The organism is Burkholderia sp. BCC1640 (assembly GCF_902833125.1).
Classification (GTDB): Bacteria; Pseudomonadota; Gammaproteobacteria; order Burkholderiales; family Burkholderiaceae; genus Burkholderia; species Burkholderia diffusa.
Map to the genome: position 1 here is coordinate 115,059 of NZ_CADFEF010000013.1, position 24,238 is coordinate 139,296.

Sequence of the window (24,238 nt, forward strand, 5' to 3'; positions counted from 1 at the left end):
CTTCAACCTCTAATCGACTTTCAGCGACATGGAAAACACGCAAGAGAACCCGGCTACCCAATCGGCCGAAGACATCGGCAGCGAGAAGCAGGCGGCGCAAGGCGCTGCTCCCGCCGCCGAAGCAGCCGACGCGGCGCTCGCGGAGGCTCAAGCCAAGGTCGCCGAGCTGCAGGAGAGCTTCCTCCGGGCGAAGGCCGAGACCGAGAACGTCCGCCGCCGTGCGCAGGAAGATGTCTCGAAGGCACACAAGTTTGCGATCGAAGGCTTCGCGGAGCACCTGCTGCCCGTGCTGGACAGCCTCGAGGCCGCCGTCAGCGACACGTCGGGCGACATCACGAAGGTGCGCGAAGGCGTCGAGCTGACGCTGCGCCAGTTGACGAGCGCGCTCGAGAAGGGCCGCGTCGTCGCGATCAACCCGGTCGGCGAGAAGTTCGATCCGCACCAGCACCAGGCGATTTCGATGGTGCCGGCCGATCAGGAGCCGAATACCGTCGTGACCGTCCTCCAAAAGGGCTACACGATCGCGGACCGCGTGCTGCGCCCGGCGCTCGTCACGGTCGCCCAGCCGAAGTAAGGCTGCCGCGATGGTTCCCGCCGGCGTCGATCCGGCCGCGTTCGAAGCGTTCGACATGCAGGCGCTGGCGGCCGACACGTTCGACGCCGGGATCGCCGGCGCCGGCGACGCGCTCGCGGTGATGTTCTTCTGGGGCCTCGACTGCTTCAACTGCGAGATCGCGAAGAAGGCGATGCTCGCCCAGCCGGACGCGATCCGCGCGCTGGACCTGAAGTGGTTCCATTGCAACGTGTACGAACATCATGAGCTGGGGCGCCGCTTCGGCCTGCACGGCGTGCCGACGTGGGTCTTTTTCCACCGCGGCAAGCGGCTCGGCCGCGCGACCGGCTGGCATGGCCTCGCGCAGTTCCAGGCGGCGGTGTCGGCGGCGCGCGCGAAGATCGCCGCGGCGGCCGGCACGCCGTCGGACCGCGACGATGGTCCGCACGATCCGGCTACCGGCGTCGATTGAAAAAATTTAATATCCGCATCGCCTGGCGGGTCTTGAAAACGGATCGGCCGGACGCATTTCGGGAACAGAGTTGAATTCTGGCGCGCGAAACTGCCAAAAAACGCGGGGTTTCGCGCAGCAAACAGGCATTTCTGGAGATTAGGAAAAATGGGAAAGATCATCGGTATTGACCTCGGCACCACGAACTCGTGCGTCGCCATCATGGAAGGCAACCAGGTCAAGGTCATCGAGAACTCGGAAGGCACGCGCACGACGCCGTCGATCATCGCCTACATGGACGATAACGAAGTGCTCGTCGGCGCACCGGCCAAGCGTCAGTCCGTGACCAACCCGAAGAACACGCTGTTCGCGGTGAAGCGCCTGATCGGCCGCCGTTTCGAAGAGAAGGAAGTCCAGAAGGACATCGGCCTGATGCCGTACGCGATCATCAAGGCCGACAACGGCGACGCATGGGTCGAAGCGCACGGCGAGAAGCTGGCGCCGCCGCAGGTTTCGGCGGAAGTGCTGCGCAAGATGAAGAAGACGGCCGAAGACTACCTCGGCGAGCCGGTCACGGAAGCCGTGATCACGGTGCCGGCGTACTTCAACGACAGCCAGCGTCAGGCAACCAAGGATGCCGGCCGCATCGCGGGCCTCGAAGTCAAGCGGATCATCAACGAGCCGACCGCGGCCGCGCTCGCGTTCGGCCTCGACAAGGCCGAGAAGGGCGACCGCAAGATCGCCGTGTATGACCTCGGCGGCGGCACGTTCGACGTGTCGATCATCGAGATCGCGGACGTCGACGGCGAAATGCAGTTCGAAGTGCTGTCGACCAACGGCGACACGTTCCTCGGCGGCGAGGACTTCGACCAGCGCATCATCGATTACATCATCGGCGAGTTCAAGAAGGAGCAGGGCGTCGACCTGTCGAAGGACGTGCTCGCGCTGCAGCGCCTGAAGGAAGCCGCTGAAAAGGCGAAGATCGAGCTGTCGTCGAGCCAGCTGACCGAAATCAACCTGCCGTACATCACGGCCGACGCATCGGGTCCGAAGCACTTGAACCTGAAGATCACCCGCGCGAAGCTGGAAGCGCTGGTCGAGGATCTGGTCGAGCGCACGATCGAACCGTGCCGCATCGCGATCAAGGACGCCGGTGTCAAGGTGTCGGACATCGACGACGTGATCCTGGTCGGCGGCCAGACCCGCATGCCGAAGGTGCAGGAGAAGGTGAAGGAGTTCTTCGGCAAGGATCCGCGCCGTGACGTGAACCCGGACGAAGCCGTCGCAGTCGGCGCGGCGATTCAGGGCCAGGTCCTGTCGGGCGACCGCAAGGACGTGCTGCTGCTCGACGTGACCCCGCTGTCGCTCGGCATCGAGACGCTCGGCGGCGTGATGACGAAGATGATCAACAAGAACACGACGATCCCGACGAAGCACGCACAGGTGTATTCGACGGCGGACGACAACCAGTCGGCCGTGACGATCAAGGTGTTCCAGGGCGAACGCGAGATGGCGGCAGGCAACAAGCTGCTCGGCGAGTTCAACCTCGAAGGCATCCCGCCGTCGCCGCGCGGCGTGCCGCAGATCGAAGTGACCTTCGACATCGACGCGAACGGCATCCTGCACGTCGGCGCGAAGGACAAGGCGACCGGCAAGGAAAACAAGATCACGATCAAGGCGAACTCGGGCCTGTCCGACGCTGAAATCGACCAGATGATCAAGGACGCGGAAGCGAACGCAGCGGAAGACCACAAGCTGCGCGAGCTGGCCGATTCGCGCAACCAGGGCGACGCGCTGGTCCACAGCACGAAGAAGGCACTCACCGAGTACGGCGACAAGCTGGACGCGGGCGAGAAGGAAAAGATCGAAGCGGCGCTGAAGTCGCTCGAGGACGTGCTGAAGGATACGTCGGCCGACAAGGCGGCGATCGACGCGAAGGTCGAGGAACTCGGTCAGGCTTCGCAGAAGCTCGGCGAAAAGATGTACGCCGACATGCAGGCGCAGCAGGCCGGTGCGGCCGGCGCGGCGGGTGCAGCGGAAGGCGCGGCCCATGCGGGCGGTGCGCAGCAGGCTGCGGACGACGTCGTCGACGCCGAGTTCAAGGAAGTGAAGAAGGACTAAGCCGGGTTGCCATGGCACCGCACGCCGCGCGCGACACGCGCGCGGCGCGGCTGAACAGCGGTCTGTCTTTCCTTCCGGATGGCCGGATCGACTCCACGCCTGGCGGGCTTCGCGGCCCTCCGGGCACATTTGTTTTTTGGCGGGTGCTGCGCGAGCCGTCCGCGGACGGCGCAGCGCCAGACGAGTCGAGAGACTTTACTGCGGGCGAAAGGAGCCGCCGCGTGCGTGACGCGCGACGGCACAGCGAATCGATATGGCGAAACGGGATTACTACGAGGTTCTGGGCGTCGCGAAGAATGCGAGCGACGACGAAATCAAGAAGGCGTATCGCAAGCTTGCGATGAAGTATCACCCTGACCGCAATCCGGACAGCAAGGATGCGGAAGAGCATTTCAAGGAAGTGAAGGAAGCCTATGAAATGCTGTCGGACGACCAGAAGCGCGCGGCGTACGACCAGTACGGCCATGCGGGCGTCGATCCGAACATGGGTGGTGCGGGCGGACAGGGTTTCGGCGGCTTCGCGGATGCGTTCGGCGACATCTTCGGCGACATCTTCGGTCAGGCCGCGGGCGGTGCCGCGCGTGGCGGCCGCGGCGGTCCGCAGGTGTATCGCGGTGCCGACCTGCGCTACAGCATGGAAATCACGCTCGAGCAGGCCGCGCACGGCTACGACACGCAGATCCGCGTGCCGAGCTGGGTGTCGTGCGAAGTCTGTCACGGGTCGGGCGCGAAGCCCGGCACGAAGCCGGAAACCTGCCCGACTTGCCACGGCCAGGGCACGGTGCGCATGTCGCAGGGCTTCTTCAGCATCCAGCAGACCTGCCCGAAGTGTCACGGCACCGGCACCTACATTCCCGAGCCGTGCGCGCATTGCCACGGGTCGGGCAAGGTGAAGGAAACCAAGACGCTCGAAGTGAAGATCCCGGCCGGCATCGACGACGGGATGCGGATCCGCTCGGCCGGCAACGGCGAGCCGGGCATCAACGGCGGGCCGCCGGGCGACCTGTACGTCGAGATCCACATCAAGCCGCACTCGGTGTTCGAGCGCGACGGCGACGATCTCCACTGCCAGATGCCGATTCCGTTTACGACCGCCGCACTCGGCGGCGAGATCGAGGTGCCGACGCTGGCCGGCCGTGCGACGTTCCCGGTGCCGGAAGGCACGCAGTCGGGCAAGACGTTCCGCCTGCGCGGCAAGGGGATCAAGGGTCTGCGTTCGAGCATCGCGGGCGATCTGTACGTACACGTGCAGGTCGAGACGCCCGTGAAGCTGACCGACCAGCAGCGCGACCTGCTCAAGCAGTTCGAGAAGTCGCTGGCCGAGGGCGGTGCGCGTCACAGCCCGCAGAGCAAGAGCTGGTTCGACCGGGTGAAGAGCTTCTTCGAGTAACGGCATGACTGAAGGCAACGAGAGCGCGTCGTTCGCGCTCTTGGACGATTGCGACTCGACCGCGTCCGCGCGGTCGAGTCGTTTGTATTCCGGTTTCGTGCGCGAACGCGTGTGCACGGATCCGGCACGGCTCGACGAGCTCGATGCGGCGGTGGCGCAGGATCTGCGCGACGGGCTGCATGCGGTCGTCGTCGGCGATTACGAATTCGGACGCAATCTCGAAAGAGCGCAGCCGGGCCATGCCCCGCTGCGCTTTTTGCTGTATGCGCACTGCGAGCGCCAGTCGCGCGACGAAGTCGACGCGTGGCTCGCGCAGCAGGACGGCGGCGGCCCGCCGTCGATCGCGGGCGTCGCGCATGTCGCGAAAAGCGTGTCGCGCGACGCGTTCGACGCGGCGATCGCCGCAGTGCACGACGCGCTGCGCGCGGGCGATTCGTACCAGATCAACTACACGTACCGGCTGAATTTCGACATGTTCGGCACGCCGCTCGCGCTGTACCGGCGGCTGCGCGCGCGTCAGCCGGTGCGTTATGGCGCGCTGATCGCGCTGCCCGACGGTGCGTGGGTCGTGTCGTGCTCGCCGGAGCTGTTCGTCGAGAAGCACGGCGACGTGCTGCGCGCGCGGCCGATGAAAGGCACGGCGCCGCGCTCGGCCGATCCGCGCGACGACGCGGCGGCCGCCGCGTTCCTCGCGAACGATCCGAAGAACCGCGCGGAAAACGTGATGATCGTCGACCTGCTGCGCAACGACGTGTCGCGGATCGCGCGCACGGGCACGGTCAGGGTGCCGGCGCTGTTCTCGGTCGAGCCGTACGCGTCGGTATGGCAGATGACGTCGACGGTCGAGGCCGGCTGGCGCGACGGCACCACGTTCGCGCAGATGCTGCGCGCGCTGTTTCCGTGCGGATCGATCACCGGTGCGCCGAAGCACAAGACGATGGAACTGATCGACGCGATCGAGTCGACGCCGCGCGGGCTCTATACGGGCGCGATCGGCTGGCTCGACGCACCGACGGAACGCGCATCGGCAGGCGATGCGTCGCCCGACGATGCGGCCGGCTGCGGCGATTTCTGCCTGTCGGTCGCGATCCGGACGCTGACGCTCGAGACGGTCGATGTCGATGCCGCCGCAACGATCGACACGCGTGACGCGGCAACGGTCGGCGCCGGCCGGCGGCGCGGCACGATGGGGGTCGGCGCGGGCATCGTGCTCGACAGCGTCGCCGCCGACGAATATGCGGAGTGCGAATTGAAAGCGCGATTCCTGACCGACGCCGATCCCGGCTTCCAGTTGTTCGAAACTACCGCCGCGACGCGTGCGGACGGCATCCGGCATCTCGAGCGCCATCTCGCGCGGCTGCGGCGCAGCGCGGATGCGTTCGGCTTCCGCCTCGACACCGATGCGTTGCGCCGCGAGATCGACGCGCGCTGCGCGGCGCTCGACGGCGACGGTCCGTACCGGATGAAGCTCGCGCTCGCGAAGGATGGCACGGTCGACATCACGACCGCGACGCTGAAACCGCTGCCCGCCGGGCCGGTCGGCGTGATGCTCGCGTCCGCGCAGGGCTTCGCACCGACCCGCACGGACGACACGCTGCTGCTGCACAAGACGACGCGCCGTGCCGAATACGACCGCGCATGGCAGGCGGCGGAGGCGCTTGGCGGCTTCGACATGCTGTTCGTCAACGAGCGCGGCGAGGTGACGGAAGGCGGGCGTTCGAACCTGTTCGTGAAGCTCGGCGGCCGGTGGGTGACCCCGCCGCTGTCGAGCGGCGTGCTGCCGGGCGTGATGCGCGGCGTGCTGCTCGACGACCGCACATTCGGCGCCGAGGAGCGCGTCGTCACGCTCGACGATCTGGCGCGCGCCGAGGCGCTGCTGCTGACCAATGCACTGCGCGGCGCGCTCGATGCGGTATTGAAATGACGCGATGAACGACGGGGCCGCGTGCCGGAAGAACCGGCACCGCTGACCTTCGGCAACACGGCATCCAAAGAAAAAGCGCGGCGCCCTGCAAAGGGTGCCGCGCTTTTTTGTATCGAACGGGTGCCGGCCGTGCGTCAGAACGAGTGTTCCGGGCCCGGGAACGTACCGTCCTTCACCGCGCTCACGTACGCTTCGACGGCCGCCTGGATGTTCGGCTGGCCCTGCATGAAATCCTTCACGAAACGCGGGCGCTTGCCGGGGAAAATGCCGAGCATGTCGTGCAGCACCAGCACCTGGCCCGAGCATTCGAGGCCGGCGCCGATGCCGATCGTCGGGATCTTCAGCATGTGCGTGACTTCGGACGCGACGAGCGTCGGCACCGCTTCGAGCACCACGAGCTGCGCGCCCGCGTCCTCGACCGCGCGCGCATCGCGCAGCAGCTGCGCGGCGCCGGCTTCCGTGCGGCCCTGCACCTTGAAGCCGCCGAACGCGTGAACCGACTGCGGCGTGAGGCCGAGGTGCGCGCATACCGGCACCGAGCGTTCGACGAGGAAGCGGATCGTGTCGGCGAGCCATTCGCCGCCTTCGAGCTTGACCATCTGCGCGCCGGCGCGCATCAGCGTGACCGCGTTTGCGAACGCCTCGGCCGGCGTGCCGTACGTGCCGAACGGTAGATCGGCAACGACGAGCGCGCGCGGCTGCGCACGCGCGACGCATGCGGTGTGGTACGCGATGTCGTCGATCGACACGGGGAGCGTGGTGGTGTGGCCCTGCAGCACGTTGCCGAGCGAGTCGCCGATCAGCAGCACGTCGGTGCCGGCGCGATCGAGCAGCGCGGAAAAGCTCGCGTCGTAGCAGGTGAGCATCGCGATCTTCTCGCCGGCTTCGCGCATTGCCTGCAGCTTGGGCACAGTGACGGCAGGCCGGCTCGATTCCTGGAGATAGGTCATGGGAAATCCGGTTCGATGGAGGGGGAACGACGGGCGAGGACGCGTCAGCGCGTCGTTTCGCCCTTGACGAAGAATTCCTTGCGGCCGCGCATCGTGTCGATGCGCTCGATCAGCAGCGCGAGGTCTTCGGGGGAATCTTGCGGGTTCAGGTGTTCGGCTGCGACCGTGAGCACCGGCGTGCGGTCGTAGTGATAGAAGAATTCGTTGTACGCATCGACGAGCGAGCGCAGGTACGCGTCGCTGATCTGCAACTCCATCGGCAGCCCGCGCTTCTGGATGCGCGAGAACAGCACTTCGGGGCTCGCCTGCAGGTAGACGACGAGATCGGGCGCGGGGGCCTGCGGAACGTCGAGGTGCGTCGCGATCGACCGGTACAACTGCCATTCGTCTTCCGGCAGGTTCAGCCGCGCGAAGATGTCGTTCTTCTGCGGCATGAAATCGGCGACGACGGGCCGGCCCGTATCGAGCGCGCCGATCAGTTCGCGCGCCTGCTGCGCGCGCTGCAGCGCGAACGACAGCTGCGCGGGCAGCGCGTAGCGCGCGGTGTCGCGATAGAAGCGTTCGAGGAACGGGTTGTCCTGCGGGCGCTCGAGCAGCGTCTGCATCGACCAGCGCTCGGCGAACAGGCGCGCGAGCGTCGTCTTGCCGACGCCGATCGGCCCTTCGATCACCAGATAGCGATGCGGGGCGCGCAGGTCGGGCGCGGTGACGGTCAGCGGAGTGATGTTCATCGGCAGCGGTTCTTGTCGGCGTCAGCGCCGGCGGCAAGGGCCTTCTGCATCAGGCACTGACAGGTCTGCACCTTCTCGACGCGCTGATCCGCGACGGAGGCGAGGTACGCATCGGCGCGGCCGCGCGTGGGGATGTCGAGCGCGGGCTCGATCTCGACGAGCGGCACGAGCGCGAATGCGCGATCGGTGAGGCGCGGATGCGGGACGATCAGGTCGGGTTCGTCGATCGAATCCGTGCCGAACAGCAGGATGTCGAGATCGAGCGTGCGCGGCGCGTTGCGATACGGGCGCTCGCGCCCGAAGTGATGTTCGATCTTCTGGCAGAGCGCGAGCAACTCACGGGCCGACAGCGTCGTATCGAGCTTGACGACGCAATTGTAGTAATCGTCGCCGCCCGCTTCGAAGGGCGCCGTGCGATACAGGCTCGATTTGCCGAGGATCGAGATGGTGCGCTGCTGCGCGAGGCACACCACCGCGTCCTTCAGGGTCTGGCGCGCATCGCCGAGATTCGCCCCCAGTCCGATATATGCAACCGTCATGGCATCACTTCCTACGTCGTTCGCCGGCGAGCGCGTCAGTCGTCGGAACCGCCCGCGGTGTCCGGCGCCTGCTCGGCGGCGCCTTCGCCCGGCTTGCGATTTCGCGCACCGCCGCGGCGGCGCCGCTTGCGGGGCGATTTTTCCTTCGAGCCGCCCTGCGTGAGGAGTGCCTCGCGCGCGGCCGCGTCGCCTTCGATGAAATCCGTCCACCACTGTCCGACTTCCGCATCGAGCTCGCCGGATTCGCAGCGTAACAGGAGGAAATCATACCCCGCTCTAAACCTTTGGTGTTCCAGCAGCCGCATCGCGCTGCGGCCCGAGCGTTTTTCGAGGCGCAGCTGCAGGCCCCAGATCTCGCGCATGTCGGCCGAGTAGCGCTTGTGGATCGCGAGTTTCTCGGTCTGCATGTCGATCACGTCGTCCATCGCGCGATGGAGCGCCGGCACCGGGAATTCGCCTTCCGCCGAGTATTGCTCGAAGCGCTGGCGCATGTCGTGCCACAGCAGCGTCGCGAACAGGAAGCCCGGCGACACCGTCTTGCCGGCGCGCACGCGCGCGTCGGTGTTGTTCAGCGCGAGCGTGATGAACTTCTCGCCCTGCGGTTGTTCGAGCACGACGTCGAGGAGCGGCAGCAACCCGTGGTGCAGGCCTTCCTTGCGCAGCTGCTTCAGGCATGCGAGCGCGTGGCCCGACAGCAGCAGCTTCAGCATTTCGTCGAACAGGCGCGCGGCCGGCACGTTGTTGATCAGGTCGGCGAGCGCGTTGATCGGCTCGCGCGTGTGCGGCTCGATCTCGAAGCCGAGCTTCGCCGCGAAACGCACGACGCGCAGCATCCGCACCGGATCCTCGCGATAGCGCGTGGCCGGGTCGCCGATCATCCGCAGCAGACGGGCGCGCATGTCGGCCATCCCGTCGTGGTAGTCGAGCACCGTCTGCGTCGACGGGTCGTAATACATCGCGTTGATCGTGAAGTCGCGGCGCGCGGCGTCTTCGTGCTGTTCGCCCCACACGTTGTCGCGCAGCACGCGGCCGCTGGCGTCCACCGCATGCGTGCGGCGATCGAGTTCGTCGCGCTTCAGGCGCTTCGGCGGCTCGGCCGCGGCGGCTTCGGGCGGGGCGTCGACCAGGGCGCGGAACGTCGACACCTCGATCAGTTCCTGGCCGAACTGCACGTGGACGATCTGGAAGCGGCGGCCGATCAGGCGCGCGCGGCGGAACAGGCGCTGCACCTCGGTCGGCGTCGCGTCGGTCGCGACGTCGAAGTCCTTCGGTGCGATGCCGAGCAGCAGGTCACGCACCGCGCCGCCGACGATGAACGCGCGAAAGCCCGCCTGCTGCAGCGTGTCGGTCACGCGTACGGCATTGCGCGAGATCAGCGACGGATCGATCTGATGCACGCTGGCCGGCACGACGGTCGGTTCGTGATTGCTGCGCGGCTTCCTGGCGGCGCCGCCGCGGCTACCCTTCGCGGGGCGCTGGGCAGGGGCCGTGTCGGCGGCGGGCGCCTCGACGGGCGACGTTTGTTCGGCGCCGTCCTGGCCGAGCAGCTTGCGAATGAATTTTTTGATCACGACGTTCAGAAGAGATCGAGGATGCGCCAGCCGCGGTCGCTTGCATGCGCACGCAGCGTGTCGTCGGGGTTGGTCGCGATCGGGTCGGTGACTTTCTCGAGCAACGGGATGTCGTTGTGCGAGTCGCTGTAGAAGTAGCTGTGTTCGAAGTCGTCCCAGTGCTTGCCGAGCGACGCGAGCCACGCTTCGGTGCGCACGATCTTGCCTTCGCGATAGCTCGGCGTGCCGGTCGGCCGGCCCGTGTACGGCGAGTCGGGGTGCCCGTCGGTCGTTTCGACCTCGCACGCGATCAGCGTGTCGACGCCGAACGCGGTCGCGATCGGACGCGTGATGAACTCGTTGGTCGCGGTCACGACGCAGCACAGGTCGCCGGCATCGATGTGCTTGCGGACGAGTTCGAGCGCGGCGGGCGTCATCGCGGGGCGGATCACCTCGTGCATGTACTGCTCGTGCCATTCGGCGAGCTGCGCGCGCGAGTACTTCGCGAGCGGCGTGAGCATCGCGCACAGGTACGCATGGATGTCGAGCTTGCCGGCCTTGTAGTCGGCGAAGAACTGATCGTTCTGACGCGAGAAGCTTTCCGCGTCGACGATGCCGAGCTTCACCATGAAGCGGCCCCATTCGTGGTCGCTATCGGTCGGGATCAGCGTGTGATCGAGGTCAAAGAGTGCCAGATTAGTCATGGATGCGCATTTTACTCGAAGCGGTTCGGGCCTGTGCCCGGTGGTGCGATGTCGTCGCCGGGGCGGGCCAGCATCCGGCGCAGCAGCGGCAGCGTGACGGCGCGCTTCTGCTCGAGCGAGAAGCGGTCGAGCGCGTCGAGCAGCGCCATCAGGCTCGGCATGTCGCGGCGGAAATGGGTCAGCAGGTAGGCGGCGATGTCGTCGGTGAGCGCGATCCCGCGCTCCTTCGCCGCGAGCTTCAGCACGGCGATCTTGCCGGCATCGGACGGCGGCGACAGGTGAAACACGAGCCCCCAGCCGAGGCGCGTGCGCAGATCTTCGCGCACGTCGAGCGCGAGCGGCGCCGCGGGGCCCGCCGCGACGAACGCGCTCGACGGGTGCGCGCGGACCTCGTTGAACAGGTTGAACAGCGCGACCTGCTGCGTGTCGCTCATCCGGTCGCAGTCGTCGATCGCATAGATGCCGATGCGCGGGTCGAACGTGAACGCGCCGAGCGGGCTCTGCGGCGTCAGGTAGCGCGCGTAGCCGTACGACGCGTCGCTCACGAGCGCCTGCAGCAGGTGGGTGCGGCCGCTGCCGGGCTCGCCCCAGATATAGAACGACCGGTCCGGCACGGGCCCCGCCGCGAGCGCGAGGTCGAGCTTCTGGAGCCGCGAGATGAGCTCGTCGTTCTCCTCATTCATGATGAAGTTGTCGAACGTGGCGGGCGGCGGCGTGCCGAGATCGAGCGTCAGTTGACGGGACACAACAGTCACAATGCGGGTCGGTTGATGAAACGCGCGCCGTACGCCGGGCACGCGCGGGGGGCTGCTCCGGTGCCTGCACACGCGGCCGCACGCACGGCGGCGCGCGGGTTTCGGCGCGGCTCGCGTGGCGATGAAAACGGGGACGTGTCGACCAAGATGCAATCCCTGACGATTCGGTGCTGGGAATTCCGGCCAACGGGCCGGCTTCGGGTAAAATCGCATTTTACCGACCTTCTCGCATTCCCCCATGAATCCTCCGAAATCCGCTCCCGACGCTCAGGGTCTGTCCTACCGCGACGCAGGCGTCGACATCGACGCAGGCGACGCGCTCATCGACAAGATCAAGCCTTTTGCGAAGAAAACCCTGCGCGATGGCGTGCTCGGCGGCATCGGCGGGTTCGGCGCGCTGTTCGAAGTGCCGAAGAAGTACAAGGAGCCCGTGCTCGTGTCGGGCACCGACGGCGTGGGCACCAAGCTCAAGCTGGCCTTTCATCTGAACAAACACGACACCGTCGGCCAGGACCTGGTGGCGATGAGCGTGAACGACATCCTCGTGCAGGGTGCCGAGCCGCTGTTCTTCCTCGACTACTTCGCGTGCGGCAAGCTCGATGTCGACACGGCCGCAACGGTCGTCAAGGGCATCGCGCACGGCTGCGAACTGTCGGGCTGCGCGCTGATCGGCGGAGAGACGGCCGAAATGCCGGGCATGTACCCGGACGGCGAATACGACCTGGCCGGTTTCGCGGTCGGTGCGGTCGAGAAGAGCAAGATCATCGACGGCAGCACGATCGCCGAAGGCGACGTGGTGCTCGGCCTTGCCTCGAGCGGCATCCACTCGAACGGCTTCTCGCTCGTGCGCAAGATCATCGAACGCGCGAACCCCAACCTGTCCGCCGATTTCCACGGCCGTTCGCTGGCCGACACGCTGATGGCGCCCACGCGCATCTACGTGAAGCCGCTGCTCGCGCTGATGCAGAAGCTGTCGGTGAAGGGCATGGCCCACATCACCGGTGGCGGCCTCGTCGAGAACATTCCGCGCGTGCTGCGCGAAGGCCTCACGGCCGAGCTCGACCAGAACGCGTGGCCGCTGCCGCCGCTGTTCAAGTGGCTGCAGGAGCACGGCGGCGTCGCCGACGCCGAAATGCACCGCGTGTTCAACTGCGGGATCGGGATGGCCGTGATCGTCGCGGCGGCCGATGCCGACGCAGCGATCGCCGACCTCACGGCCGCCGGCGAGCAGGTGTGGAAGATCGGCACCGTGCGTGCAAGCCGTGAAGGCGAGGCGCAGACGGTCGTGGTCTGACGCGCCGCACGCAAGATGCAGCAAGGAAAGCCGCCCGGAGTCGATCCGGGCGGCTTTTTTTTCGGTTCTTCGAGGATTACCGGAGGACGCGACGCGAATCTCCGGGGAGAAGGACTCCCCGTCCGGATACCCTTAAGCCCGACGCTCGATGACCTTGATGGCGTTGTTGATGCTTCCAGCCATGGGCGAGTTCAGCCATCAACCGAAGCCGAAGCGGATGATGAAGCTGCGTGTGCCAACGTCACTGCCTGTTCGCGCGCAGCCTCTCGGCCCACGTGATCGACTTCAGGTCCAAACAGTGTTTTCTCGACGATGATCGATTCGATGTCGGTGATACCGATGAAGCGCAGCCACGCTTCAAGAAACGGCCGCTGAAAGTCGAACGACTCGGCGGGCGTGGTCGATTGCCTCGAATAGTCGAGGCCTCTCGCATAGATCACGACTGCTTTCTTGCCGTTCAGCAATCCCGCTAACCCACGCTCGTCGAATGAGAAGAGGAGGCCGCGGTGGGACACGGCGTCGATGAAATGCTTGAGCTTGTATGGGATGGAGAAATTCCACAGCGGCACGGAGAACAGCAGCGTATCCGCGTCGTGCATCCGCTGCGCGAGCTGCCGGAAACCTGCCCACGCTTGTTGCTGGCCTTCACTGAGCGGCGTGCCGCTCAAGTCCGCGTATTTGGCATCGAGCGCATCGCCGTCGAGTTCCGGCAATGGCGTCGCCCAGAGGTCGAGCACGTCGACCCGATGCTCCGGATGCGCGTCGCGCCAGGCTTCCAGATACGCGTGCGCAACGTCGCGTGATGCGGACCGCGACTTGCGCGGGGAAGATTCGATATGCAGCAAGGTCGACATGGAACGGCTCCTGACGGGTTGACGGCCCTCATCAGAACATAGTTCGATTCGAAATATAAACGAAGTATCATCGCGATATTCAGTAGCATTCGCACTGTATTGCGGGACATCTCATGTTCGATACCGTTTTGTTGCGCTCTTTCGTGGCCGTCGTCCAGGAAGGCGGATTCACGCATGCCGCGGCCCGTCTGAATCTGACGCAGTCCGCCGTCAGCGCGCATCTTCGGCGCCTGGAAAAACAGATCGGCCGTGACCTGCTCGTGCGCACCACGCGCTCGGTCACGCTCACGGTGGACGGCGAACTGCTGCTGGGTTACGCGCGCGCCATCCTCGCGCTCAATCAGGACGCGCGGGCGCAACTGCTGCGCGAACCGAGTGCGGGTACGATCCGTGTGGGTCTGTCGGAAGACCTCGCCAATGTCAGGCTGATGCATGTGATGCAGGCGTTTGCCGCGCGGTACCCGCGCATCGCATTCAGCATCCGGGTCGGTATTCCGGGCGAACTGCTCCAGGCGCTGGATCACGGTGAGCTGGATGTGGTGATGGGTGGACGCTGTCACGGCGGGCCCACCGGACGCGTGCTGTGGCGCGAGCCGCTTGTGTGGGCCGGTGCGGATTGGGCGCCGCTCACGCCTGGCGTACCGGTGCCGATTGCGCTGCTGCCGGAACCGTGCCCGTATCGCGAGGCCTCGCTGGCAGCACTGGCCCGCGCGGGCGTGGATTACCGGATCGTGCTCGTGTGCCCGAGCGGCGCCGGCCTGTGCGCTGCCGCGCACGCGGGCTTTGCGGTGACGCCAATCGTGCACACACAACTGGCGCACGGCTTGCGTGCGGTCCCCCCGGATGCCGGCCTGCCGGCGCTGCCCGATGTCGAGTTCACGATGTTCGCGGCCCCGGGTGCGTCGGACAGGGTTGTTGATGAACTGGGCAACGCGATCGTGTTGGCATTCGCGCACAACGGATGACCGCAGTCATCGCGGCGACAGAGTCGGGATCTTCGCGGCCAGAGGCACACGCATCGTCATCGGTTCACGAAATTCCACGAAGAACTTCTTTCTGGGGCAGGGCCGATGCGAGCCGATGGGGCCCCGTTAGCGATCCTCGATACGGCCGTCCAGCACGCGCTCGAGCGCGTCAACCGCGCGGTCGGTCGAATCCGGCGCGACGCAGTCGACGACAATCCGCTCGGGCATTGCGCGCAGCCATGTGATCTGCCGTTTGCACAGCTGGCGCGTCGCGAAGATGCCTTTGTCGCGCATGGTCCGGTAATCGGTGTCGCCGTCGAGGAATTCCCATGCCTGCCGGTAACCGACGCAGCGCATCGACGGCAAGCCGAGATGCAGATCCTCGCGGCGGCGCAGCCGTTCGACTTCGTCGATGAAGCCGGCGTCGAGCATCGCGTCGAAACGTTGCGCGATGCGCGCGTGCAGCACCGCGCGGTCCGACGGCTCGAGCGCCACCGGGACGAAGCGGTACGCGGCGGCTGCATCGTCCGCGCGGCGCGGCGCGGCGAGCAGCGCCGACATTGATTGCCCGCTCAGCAGGAACACTTCGAGCGCGCGCTGGATCCGCTGCGAATCGTTCGGCGCGAGCCGTGCAGCCGTCGCAGGGTCGACCTGCGCGAGCCGCGCATGGAGTGCCGGCCAGCCGTCGCGCGCGGCGTCGGCATCGAGCTCCGCGCGCACGGCCGGATCGGCGGTCGGCAGATCGTTGAGGCCCTGCGTCAGCGCCTTGTAGTACAGCATCGTGCCGCCCGCGAGCAGCGGTGTGCGGCCGCGCGCGGCGATCTCGCCGATCACGCGCAGCGCGTCCGCGCGGAATTCGGCCGCCGAATAGGCGTCGGCCGGGTCGATGATGTCGATCAGGTGGTGCGGCACGCTCGCGCGCTCGTCGCGCGTCGGTTTCGCGGTGCCGATATCCATGTCGCGGTAGACGAGCGCCGAATCGACGCTGACGATCTCGATCGGACGGCGCGCGGCAAGCGCCAGCGCCGCGGCCGTCTTGCCCGATGCGGTGGGGCCGAGCAGGCAGGCGATCGTCGTTGGGCGGGACTGCGGTGAAGCGTTCATTGGCCGCGCATGAAGAGACGGTCGAGATCGTTCAGCGTGAGCTGATACCACGTCGGCCGGCCGTGATTGCACTGGTCCGCGCGTTCGGTCGCTTCCATCTGGCGCAGCAGCGCGTTCATCTCGTCGAGCGTCAGGCGCCGGTTCGCGCGCACCGCGTGGTGACACGCGAGCGTGCCGAGCAGCTCGTGCTGGCGCTCGGTGAGCACGCGCGAGCCGCCGAATGCGTGCAGGTCGGCGAGCACCGCGCGCGCGAGCGACTGCAGGTCGGCGTCCTTCAGCAGCGCGGGCACCGCGCGGATCGCGAGCGTCGTCGGCGACAGCACCGCGAGGTCGAAGCCGAGCGATTCGAGCGTGTCGCGTTCTTCCTCGACCGTGCCGATCTCGACCGGCGTCGCCGTCATCGATATCGGCAGCAGCAGCGATTGCACCGCGACCGTGCGGTCGGCGAGCGCGTTCTTGAACTGTTCGTAGAGGATCCGTTCGTGCGCGGCGTGCATGTCGACGATCACGAGGCCGTGCGCGTTCTGCGCGAGCACGTAGATCCCGTGAATCTGGCCGAGCGCGAAGCCGAGCGGCTGCTCGTCGTGTGCGGTGGCGGCAAGCGGCGACGCGGCGAAGCCCGGCAGCGGCGCGACTGGCGCATTGGCCGCATCCGCCGAATCGCGCGCGACGATCGTCGTGCCGTCCGGTGTGCCCGCACCCGTGTCCTTGCGGCCGAACAGCGCGTCGTAGAGCGCGAGCGGCTGCGCGACCGGCAGCGTGCCCTGCGTCATCCGTGCCTGGCGCATCCACGTGCTGCCCGACGACGACGGCGGCGACGAGAAGCCGCTACCGCCCGTGCCGGTGGCCGCGCCCTGGCCGAGCGGCGTATTCAGGAACGACGCGGGGCCGCTCGGCGCCGGCGAGAGTTGCGCGGCATGGCCGCCCGCAGTGGTTTCCGGCGACGCGCCCGCGTGGCGCGCGAGTGCGCGTTGCACCGCGTGGAACACGTACTGGTGGATCGAGCGCGAATCGCGGAACCGCACCTCGATCTTCGACGGATGCACGTTCACGTCGACGGCTTCCGGCGGCAGGTCGAGGAACAGTACGTACGACGGGTAGCGATCGCCGTGGAGGACGTCCTCGTACGCCGCGCGCACCGCGTGCGTGAGCAGCTTGTCGCGCACGAAGCGGCCGTTGACGAAGAAGTATTGCTGGTCGGCGCGGCCGCGGCTCGCGGTCGGCAGGCCCGCGCAGCCGTAGACGGCAAGCGGCCCGGCCTGCTCGTCGAGCGGCAGGTGCGCGGTGGCGAAGCCGTCGCCGAGAATCTTCGCGACCCGCAGTGCGGGCTCGGTCGCGTTCCAGTGCTCGACGGCCTTGCCGTTGTGCAGCACCGAGATCGCGACGTCCGGCCGCGCAAGCGCCGCGCGGCGGATCATTTCGAGGCAGTGGCCAAACTCGGTCTGCTCGCTTTTCAGGAACTTGCGGCGCGCGGGTGTGTTGAAGTACAGCTCGCGCACCTCGATCGTCGTGCCGACCGCGCCGGCGGCCGGCGACAGCGCGCCCGTGGTCGCGTCGATCTTCGTCGCATGCGCGACGTCGGCCGTGCGGCTCGTGATCGACATTTCGGCGACCGACGCGATCGACGCGAGGGCTTCGCCGCGAAAACCCAGCGTCGCGACCGCCTCGAGCTCCTCGAGCGAGCGAATCTTGCTCGTCGCGTGACGCATCAGCGCGAGCGGCAGTTCGGCGGGCGGGATTCCGCAGCCGTCGTCGGTGATCGAGATGCGCTTGACGCCGCCTTCCTCGAGCACGATGCGCAGCGTCGTCGCGCCGGCGTCCATCGCGTTTTCGAGCAACTCCTTGACGACCGACGCCGGGCGTTCGACGACCTCGCCGGCCGCGATCTGGCTGATCAGCTGGTCGGGCAGGGGCTGGATCGCGCGCAGCGGGCGCGGAGCAGGGGCGGGCGCGGCGCCCGCGGCCGTTTCGGTGATTTCGGACATGGCCGAATTATAGCGAGGCGGCGGGGGCGTGCCGGGCCGCGGCTGGTTACGTTTTTTCACGGAGCCTTAAGGTAGTTTCGGTATGATGGCTCCGTTCTGCGCGCCGCCTTGTCCGGCGGGCACTTCCGCTTTTTCGGCCGTTCCGGCCCTTTCGCTTTCGAGGAATCGCATTTGGATACGCTGCTTCATTTCGTCAACCTGGTCCTGCATATCGACGCGTTCCTCGGCGACTTCATCCGGCAGTACGGTGCGTGGGTGTATCTGGTGCTGTTCCTGATCGTGTTCTGCGAGACGGGGCTCGTCGTGCTGCCGTTCCTGCCGGGCGATTCGCTGCTGTTCATCGGCGGCGCGTTCGCGGCGACGGGCGACATGAACGTCGGCGCGCTGATCGTGCTGCTGCTGGTCGCGGCAATTGCCGGCAATACCGTGAACTACCTGATCGGCCGCTGGATCGGGCCGAAGGTGTTCAATACGCATATCCCGGTGCTCGAGCGCTTCCTCGATCGCGCGGCGCTGCAGAAGACCCACACGTTCTACGACAAGCACGGCGGCAAGACGATCGTGCTCGCGCGCTTCATCCCGGTCGTGCGCACGTTCGCGCCGTTCGTCGCCGGCGCGTCGTCGATGAGCGTCGCGCGCTTCCAGCTGTTCAACGTGATCGGCGCGCTGGTCTGGGTGCTGCTGCTTGTGCTGCTCGGCTACTTCTTCGGCAATATTCCGTTCATCCGCCAGTATCTGAACGTGATCGTGCTGGCCGGGATCGGCGCGGCGATCGTGCCGGTTGCGCTGGGCGCGCTGTGGAAGCTGGTGCGCGGGCGGCGATCGGGCGGTACGCCGAATACGGGCGGCCACTGAGCCGAACGTTTTCGCTTCGGCGCAATAAAAAAGCGTGGCGGCTGCCACGCTTTTTTTTCGTCCGTGCGGTCCGGCCGATTGCCGAGTGGCGGTGTCGGCCGTTCCGGCTGCTCGATGCAGGCTGCTTCAGCCAGAATCCGGCGGACCGTCGGGCGCCATCGTTCCGTCAGGTCGTGCGATGAAAGATCGGCGTTTCGGGCGTCGGGTATTGCGCGTCGCGGAACGTCTCGAGAATCACGCGATTGGTATCGCAGTACACCTGCCAGTAGTTCTCCGGCTGCGTCGACGGGCGCACGAACAGCAGCGGGCCTTCCGGCGTGAACTGCAGCACGCCGACGTCCGGTGCCGGCTGAGGCAGCACGTTCGGGATCTGCTGGATCTGCGACTTCAGGCGGTTGATCGCATCGACCGCATCCACGCCGTTCGCGATCTTGGCGGTCAGGTCGACGCGGCGATGCGGCGTCGCGCTGTAGTTCGAGATGTTGTCCGAGAAGATCTTGTTGTTGCCGACGATCGTCACGATGTTGTCGGCGGTGATGATCGTCGTGCCGAACAGACCGAGCTCCTTCACCGTGCCGGTGACGCCGCCCGCGCTGACCACGTCGCCGATATTGAACGGCCGCAGCACCTGCATGAACACGCCGGCGGCGAAGTGGGCGAGCAGGCCGCCCCAGGCGGTGCCGATCGCGAGGCCGAGGCCGGCGAGCAGCGCGGCGAACGACGTGGTCTGCACGCCGAAGATCTGCAGGATCGCGAGGATCAGCAGGATCGTCAGCAGCACGCTGACGACGGAGGTCAGATAGTCGGTGAGCGTCGGGTCGACCTTGCCGCTGCGGCGCACGACCTTGCCGAGCAGGCGCGTGGCGATGCGGATCGCCCAGCGGCCGACGAACCACAACACGATCGCGGCGAGGAGATTGAGGCCAAAGTCGAGGCCGCGGGTCATCAGGAATTGCTGGGCGGATTCCAGGTTCGGCATGAGGGCTCCAAGACGGGTTTAAAGAACGGCCTGCGGCCGATATTCATCGCACGGTTATAACCGACCTGTGAGACCGAGACAACCGCCGCGACTGCCTGGGCGCCGGTATCGAAAACGTTTCAATCAGCGCGACGTGCGTCGTTTGCCGAGACACGGACATTGTTAATTCCGGAGTGCAATCCGAGTTAATTACCGCTTATTACCGTGAGATCGCGGATGCGGACTGATCCTATGGTTTTCGGACTGAATTCGGACATGTCCTAATTCCATGCGATAATGCCGGCGTTTGGGAGACCTGCGCTGTAAGTTGCGAGAACCTGAGCGGACAGTGCGATTGCCGGAGAGGGATCGACCACCCCGATAACAGGCGCAGACGGCCGGCTGGCAAGGCCGGGCGCGGTTTTAAGACGTGCTGTCGTTTCGGTTATTTCCCATGAATTTCTGAAGTTCGTTCGCCATCGAGCCTGAATCCGTGGCGGAAATTGACATGCAGTAACCATTTCTTCTGCTGTCACAGAGGGTGGGTTTGTTGCTTTTCCGGTCGCCAATGGCCGAAAGAATGCAAATTTAAGTGAAGAATTTTTGAGAGGTCGATGGCCTGATCGAGCCAATCGACTGATGAAAAGCGGCCGGGTGTTCGGGGGATGCGTTGATTGAACGCCCGGGAAATGACGCTGGCAAATCAATAGTAAAAAGTCTTGACCTCAAGATCCATGAAAAAGAGTTTATTGGCAATTTCCGTGCTTGCCGCTTTGGCGCTTTCGGGGTGTGGGACCTATCCGGATTGGATACCTGCTTCCGGTGCGTCTCGCCAGAAGGTGCAGCAAGCACCCGAAACCGGCGGGCGGATCGAAGGCATTCAACTGGTGGACGTCAACGACACGTTGGCGAGGAAGCTTGCCGATAGCAAGAAACTGGGCCAGTTCGCGACCATCTTTCCGAGCGCGGTTACCAATAACTACTTGATTGGCCCGGGCGACGTCATCGAGGTGACGATCTGGGAGGCGCCGCCGGCGATGCTGTTCAGCACGCTGGCGCCCGCGCAGCCGATGACGACGACCACGGCCAATAGCGTCACGTTGCCCAACCAGATGGTGGCCTCGGACGGCACGATCACCATCCCGTTCGCGGGGCGGATCGCCGTCAAGGGGCGGACGACCGAGCAGATCGAGGCGAGCATCGTCAGCCATCTCAAGGGCAAGGCGAATCTGCCGCAGGTGCTCGTCAGCGTCACCAAGAACAATGCGTCGAACATCACGGTCGTGGGTGAGGTCAACACGAGCGCACTGATGCCGTTGACCCCGAAGGGCGAGCGTCTGCTCGATGCGCTGGCATTCGCCGGCGGCGTGAAGCAGTCGGTCAACCGCATGGCCGTACAGCTATCGCGAGGCAGTGTCACTGCGACGATGCCGCTCGATTCGGTCATTCGCGATCCGCGCCAGAACATCGTGCTCAAGCCGGGCGATGTCGTGACGGCGCTCTTCCAGTCGCAAAGCTTCTCGGTGTTGGGCGCAACGGGCAAGAACGACGAGATTCCGTTCGAGGCACAAGGCATTTCGCTGGCCCAGGCGCTTGCGCGTTCGGGCGGCCTCAACGACAACCGTGCCGACGCGCGCGGCGTGTTCGTGTTCCGGTTCGAAGACGCGAAGCTGGTCGATGCGCAGGACAAGACGGTGAGGGCCATCAATGGCACGGTGCCGGTGGTCTACGAGATCAACCTGCGGGATCCCGCCGCGTTCTTCGTGACGCAGAACTTCCCGATTCAGAATCATGACGTGATTTACGTCTCGAACTCGCCCGAGGTCGAGTTCAAGAAGTTCCTGACGCTCGTCGTGATGGTGGCCAGCCCGACGGCGACCATTAACCGGGAACTGGAGTAAGGCGCGATGTCGGCAAAGGTGCGTACTCCGTTCGAGGTCACGGTCTCCGTCTGGAGAGCCATGTTCCTGCGCGAGGCGCTGGATCGGTTGTTCGAGGCGCGTGCGGCGTGGTTGTGGTTGCTGATGGAGCCCGTGATCTATATCGCGATACACGCTTTCGGATATACGACTTTCCGGATTCACGAAGTCGGAGGAATTGCGATAACGATGTGGATCATCGCGGGATTCGTTGGCTTCCTCCTCTGGCGGCGCACGTGGATTCAGGTGTTGCACGGGATCGATTGCAACTACGCATTCTTTGTTTACCGGCAGGTAAAGCCGTTTGACGCGGCGATCGTGAGAGCGGTGCTGGAGCTTTTTTTGATGGTCCCGATTTCGATCATCATAATCGCGGCGGCGCTTGCTACGGGGCGCGTGATAACACCTGACCTGCTCAATCCGATTTTGCTTCCGGCGGATCCGTTATTGGCTATCGCCAGTCTTCTGGGTTTGTGGTTGTTTGGCTTGGGGCTCGGCCTGGTAACGTCGGTGGCGATGAATTTCGTCCCCGAAGTGGATCACATTTTCAAGCTGTTTTATTTGCCGCTTTATTACATTTCCGGGGCTTTGTTTCCGATTATGTCGATACCTAATCCATATCGGGACATTCTGCTGATCAACCCGGTCGTGCATGGTCTGGAACTGGTGCGGACCGGTTTTTTGCCGTCGTATCACACGGCACCCGGAATCAGTCTGACTTATCTCTACGGGTGGGCTCTTGGCGCCATGTTATTGGGACTGGCGCTTTACCGTCGCTTTTCTAATAAGTTGGTGACGCGATGATCTGCATCGAGGACGTCCACAAGCGTTACATGACCGAGCACGGCGTCGGGAAATGGGTGCTGCGCGGAATTGACATGACGATCCCGCCAAAACAAAGCGTTGCACTGATCGGCGTGAACGGAGCAGGGAAGTCGACGTTATTGCGCATCATCGGTGGCGTCGACCATCCCACCAAGGGGCGCGTCGAGCGGCTGTGCCGTGTGTCCTGGCCGATGGGAGCGGGCGGGCTTGAGGGAACGCTGACCGGACGGCAGAACGCAAAATTCGTCTGCCGGATTCACGGTCGACAGGACGAACTTCGGGATCGGCTCGCCTTTATTCAGGATTTCGCCGAGCTGGGCGAGGCTTTCGACAGACCGGTTCAAACCTATTCGTCGGGGATGAGATCGCGTTTGCAATTTGCATTGTCGCTCGCATTCGACTTCGACGTATATATATCAGATGAGGTCACGGCTGCGGGTGATGCGAAGTTCCGAAAAAAAGCTGCGGACGCATTCAAGGGAAAAACAAGTCAGGCGAGCGTGATCATGGTTTCTCATGATGAAAGCACGCTTCGGCAGTTCTGTCAGTCCGGAATTTGGATAAACGAAGGTCGCGCTTCCTGGTTCGATGAACTCGACGAGGCATTGCGAGCGTACAAGGAAAGTATTTTTGCATGAAAAAGCAGCTATCCATTGGGGAAGAGGGCGGCGTCGCTCGGCTAGTGGCCATTTTCCGAAGGGCCAAGGATGTCGTGTGCTCTCTCAGGATTTTTAGGCTGGTTATCAAGCTGATTTTTATTTACGCGGTGCTGTCCATTCCGTACTGGTTGTTGATTGCGTCTGATCGTTACGTGTCCGAGGCTAACGTCATCATTCAGACAACCGATCAAATCAGTAATCCGGGCGTGGACGTATCTGCAATCGTCCCGGGTGCCGGTGGCCCGAATCGTGCCGATCAGTTGCTGCTGCGGGAGTATCTCTTGTCGCTCGATATGCTCAAGAAGCTTGATGCTTCTCTGGATTTGCGCTCGCATTTCAGCAACTGGCGCCGGGATCCCATTTCACGGATGTGGTTCAAGAATGCGCCGACCGAATGGTTCTATCAGTATTGGTTGTCGCGCGTCGACGTTCAGTACGATGACTATAGCGGGGTATTGCATATTCGAGCGCAGGCATACGATCCCGATATGTCGCAGGCGATCGTCAAACTGATGGTTCGCGAGGGCGAGGCCCACATGAATCAGATCGGTCATCAACTGGCGCAATCGCAAGTCGACTTTCTGTCGAGGCAAGTGACCGCGGCGCACGACCGGCTTCTGGATGCAACGCATACCGTAATCGACTTTCAGAACCGCAAAGGCCTGGTCGCTCCGCAGGCAACGGTGGAGAGTCTGAACGCGATCATCGACAAGCTCGAAGCGCAAAAGACCGATGTTCAGACTCAACTGTCGGCACTGCCGGCATCCCTGAGTCCAAATCAGCCTACGGTCGTGATGCTAAGGAATACGCTCAATGCGCTTGAGCAGCAGATCGCCCAGAAGCGCGCCGAACTTGCTTCTCCGTCGAGGAAAACGCTCAACTACACCGTCGAGGAGTTCCAGCGCCTCCAAATGCAGGTTGGATTCGCTCAGGATCTTTACAAGACGGCCCTGTCCGCATTGGAGAAGGGGCGAATGGATGCCGCGCGGACCTTGAAAATGGTTTCGATCATTCAGACGCCGACCAAGCCGGGTTATCCGACGGAGCCGGGGCGGCTCTACAACGCCTTTGTCACGTTGCTGGTTGCGGCCGCGCTGGCCGGAGTGGTGAAGCTGCTGGAAAGCATCATCATGGACCACGTGGATTGAGATC

Annotated in this window: 22 protein-coding genes; 12 read left to right on the forward strand and 10 right to left on the reverse strand. The window is 64.9% G+C overall.

Features of this window, described 5'->3' with window-relative positions; genetic code table 11:
• Positions 1 to 28: 28 nt before the first annotated feature.
• From grpE to HWX25_RS16335, 5 genes are all read left to right on the forward strand, one after another.
• On the forward strand, positions 29 to 574 hold the full coding sequence (gene grpE / locus HWX25_RS16315) for a nucleotide exchange factor GrpE (protein WP_059465453.1): 546 nt from the start codon (positions 29 to 31) through the stop codon (positions 572 to 574).
• 10 nt (positions 575 to 584) lie between these two features.
• Positions 585 to 1,025, forward strand: a complete 441-nt coding sequence (locus HWX25_RS16320; RefSeq protein WP_175909137.1) for a thioredoxin family protein — start codon at positions 585 to 587, stop codon at positions 1,023 to 1,025.
• Between the two features lie 147 nt (positions 1,026 to 1,172).
• A complete protein-coding gene (dnaK, locus tag HWX25_RS16325; RefSeq protein ID WP_175909138.1) occupies positions 1,173 to 3,125 on the forward strand; it encodes a molecular chaperone DnaK in 1,953 nt (650 codons plus the stop codon).
• A gap of 253 nt (positions 3,126 to 3,378) precedes the next feature.
• A complete protein-coding gene (gene dnaJ / locus HWX25_RS16330) occupies positions 3,379 to 4,515 on the forward strand; it encodes a molecular chaperone DnaJ (RefSeq protein WP_059820479.1) in 1,137 nt (378 codons plus the stop codon).
• 4 nt (positions 4,516 to 4,519) lie between these two features.
• Positions 4,520 to 6,439: a bifunctional anthranilate synthase component I family protein/class IV aminotransferase gene (locus tag HWX25_RS16335; protein WP_175909139.1), complete on the forward strand. Its 1,920-nt coding sequence runs from the start codon at positions 4,520 to 4,522 to the stop codon at positions 6,437 to 6,439.
• A 134-nt stretch (positions 6,440 to 6,573) separates the two neighbouring features.
• Here the strand turns inward: HWX25_RS16335 and panB are convergent, their stop codons facing one another.
• Genes panB through hda form a run of 6 tightly spaced genes read right to left on the reverse strand, consistent with a single transcriptional unit; the run spans position 6,574 to position 11,659 of the window.
• Positions 6,574 to 7,389 carry a 3-methyl-2-oxobutanoate hydroxymethyltransferase gene (panB, locus tag HWX25_RS16340; protein WP_059535421.1) on the reverse strand — a complete coding sequence of 272 codons (816 nt, stop codon included), beginning with the start codon at positions 7,387 to 7,389 and terminating at the stop codon, positions 6,574 to 6,576.
• Between the two features lie 44 nt (positions 7,390 to 7,433).
• Positions 7,434 to 8,120 carry a deoxynucleoside kinase gene (locus HWX25_RS16345; RefSeq protein ID WP_059465459.1) on the reverse strand — a complete coding sequence of 229 codons (687 nt, stop codon included), beginning with the start codon at positions 8,118 to 8,120 and terminating at the stop codon, positions 7,434 to 7,436.
• Positions 8,117 to 8,659, reverse strand: a complete 543-nt coding sequence (gene folK, locus HWX25_RS16350; protein ID WP_175909140.1) for a 2-amino-4-hydroxy-6-hydroxymethyldihydropteridine diphosphokinase — start codon at positions 8,657 to 8,659, stop codon at positions 8,117 to 8,119. Before folK ends, HWX25_RS16345 begins: the two co-directional genes overlap by 4 nt.
• A 35-nt stretch (positions 8,660 to 8,694) precedes the next feature.
• The gene (gene pcnB / locus HWX25_RS16355) at positions 8,695 to 10,230 is read right to left on the reverse strand and encodes a polynucleotide adenylyltransferase PcnB (protein WP_175909141.1); all 1,536 of its coding nucleotides are present in this window, start codon (positions 10,228 to 10,230) and stop codon (positions 8,695 to 8,697) included.
• 5 nt (positions 10,231 to 10,235) lie between these two features.
• Entirely contained in the window at positions 10,236 to 10,913 is a 678-nt protein-coding gene (locus tag HWX25_RS16360; protein WP_059535426.1) for an HAD family hydrolase, read from the reverse strand.
• Between the two features lie 11 nt (positions 10,914 to 10,924).
• A complete protein-coding gene (gene hda, locus HWX25_RS16365; protein WP_006760485.1) occupies positions 10,925 to 11,659 on the reverse strand; it encodes a DnaA regulatory inactivator Hda in 735 nt (244 codons plus the stop codon).
• Positions 11,660 to 11,906: 247 nt separating this feature from the next.
• Here hda and purM point away from each other — a divergent pair, with 247 nt between their 5' ends.
• A complete protein-coding gene (gene purM, locus HWX25_RS16370; protein ID WP_175909142.1) occupies positions 11,907 to 12,962 on the forward strand; it encodes a phosphoribosylformylglycinamidine cyclo-ligase in 1,056 nt (351 codons plus the stop codon).
• Positions 12,963 to 13,153: 191 nt separating this feature from the next.
• Here purM and HWX25_RS16375 read toward each other — a convergent pair whose 3' ends face one another.
• A complete protein-coding gene (locus HWX25_RS16375; RefSeq protein ID WP_175909143.1) occupies positions 13,154 to 13,816 on the reverse strand; it encodes an NAD(P)H-dependent oxidoreductase in 663 nt (220 codons plus the stop codon).
• 113 nt (positions 13,817 to 13,929) lie between these two features.
• Here HWX25_RS16375 and HWX25_RS16380 point away from each other — a divergent pair, with 113 nt between their 5' ends.
• Positions 13,930 to 14,781 carry a LysR substrate-binding domain-containing protein gene (locus tag HWX25_RS16380; protein WP_175909144.1) on the forward strand — a complete coding sequence of 284 codons (852 nt, stop codon included), beginning with the start codon at positions 13,930 to 13,932 and terminating at the stop codon, positions 14,779 to 14,781.
• Between the two features lie 126 nt (positions 14,782 to 14,907).
• Here the strand turns inward: HWX25_RS16380 and miaA are convergent, their stop codons facing one another.
• Together miaA and mutL are read right to left on the reverse strand one after the other, a co-directional pair.
• Positions 14,908 to 15,885, reverse strand: a complete 978-nt coding sequence (gene miaA, locus HWX25_RS16385; RefSeq protein ID WP_175909145.1) for a tRNA (adenosine(37)-N6)-dimethylallyltransferase MiaA — start codon at positions 15,883 to 15,885, stop codon at positions 14,908 to 14,910.
• A complete protein-coding gene (gene mutL / locus HWX25_RS16390) occupies positions 15,882 to 17,870 on the reverse strand; it encodes a DNA mismatch repair endonuclease MutL (RefSeq protein WP_175909147.1) in 1,989 nt (662 codons plus the stop codon). The genes miaA and mutL overlap by 4 nt, the downstream gene beginning before the upstream one ends.
• A gap of 171 nt (positions 17,871 to 18,041) precedes the next feature.
• Here mutL and HWX25_RS16395 point away from each other — a divergent pair, with 171 nt between their 5' ends.
• Positions 18,042 to 18,725 (forward strand): DedA family protein, encoded by a 684-nt coding sequence (locus HWX25_RS16395; protein ID WP_175909149.1) that lies wholly within the window; start codon positions 18,042 to 18,044, stop codon positions 18,723 to 18,725.
• Positions 18,726 to 18,891: 166 nt separating this feature from the next.
• On the opposite strand, the gene HWX25_RS16400 is transcribed toward HWX25_RS16395, so the two are convergent.
• Positions 18,892 to 19,704, reverse strand: a complete 813-nt coding sequence (locus HWX25_RS16400; RefSeq protein ID WP_175909151.1) for a mechanosensitive ion channel family protein — start codon at positions 19,702 to 19,704, stop codon at positions 18,892 to 18,894.
• Between the two features lie 713 nt (positions 19,705 to 20,417).
• Between HWX25_RS16400 and HWX25_RS16405 the strand changes: the two genes are divergently transcribed.
• The 4 genes from HWX25_RS16405 to HWX25_RS16420 are packed head-to-tail and all read left to right on the forward strand — an operon-like array spanning position 20,418 to position 24,234.
• Positions 20,418 to 21,584 (forward strand): polysaccharide biosynthesis/export family protein, encoded by a 1,167-nt coding sequence (locus HWX25_RS16405; protein ID WP_059820489.1) that lies wholly within the window; start codon positions 20,418 to 20,420, stop codon positions 21,582 to 21,584.
• A 6-nt stretch (positions 21,585 to 21,590) separates the two neighbouring features.
• Positions 21,591 to 22,406, forward strand: a complete 816-nt coding sequence (locus HWX25_RS16410; protein ID WP_175909153.1) for an ABC transporter permease — start codon at positions 21,591 to 21,593, stop codon at positions 22,404 to 22,406.
• A complete protein-coding gene (locus tag HWX25_RS16415; protein ID WP_175909155.1) occupies positions 22,403 to 23,065 on the forward strand; it encodes an ABC transporter ATP-binding protein in 663 nt (220 codons plus the stop codon). The genes HWX25_RS16410 and HWX25_RS16415 overlap by 4 nt, the downstream gene beginning before the upstream one ends.
• Positions 23,062 to 24,234 (forward strand): chain-length determining protein, encoded by a 1,173-nt coding sequence (locus tag HWX25_RS16420; RefSeq protein WP_244138774.1) that lies wholly within the window; start codon positions 23,062 to 23,064, stop codon positions 24,232 to 24,234. The genes HWX25_RS16415 and HWX25_RS16420 overlap by 4 nt, the downstream gene beginning before the upstream one ends.
• The last annotated feature ends 4 nt before the right edge of the window (positions 24,235 to 24,238 follow it).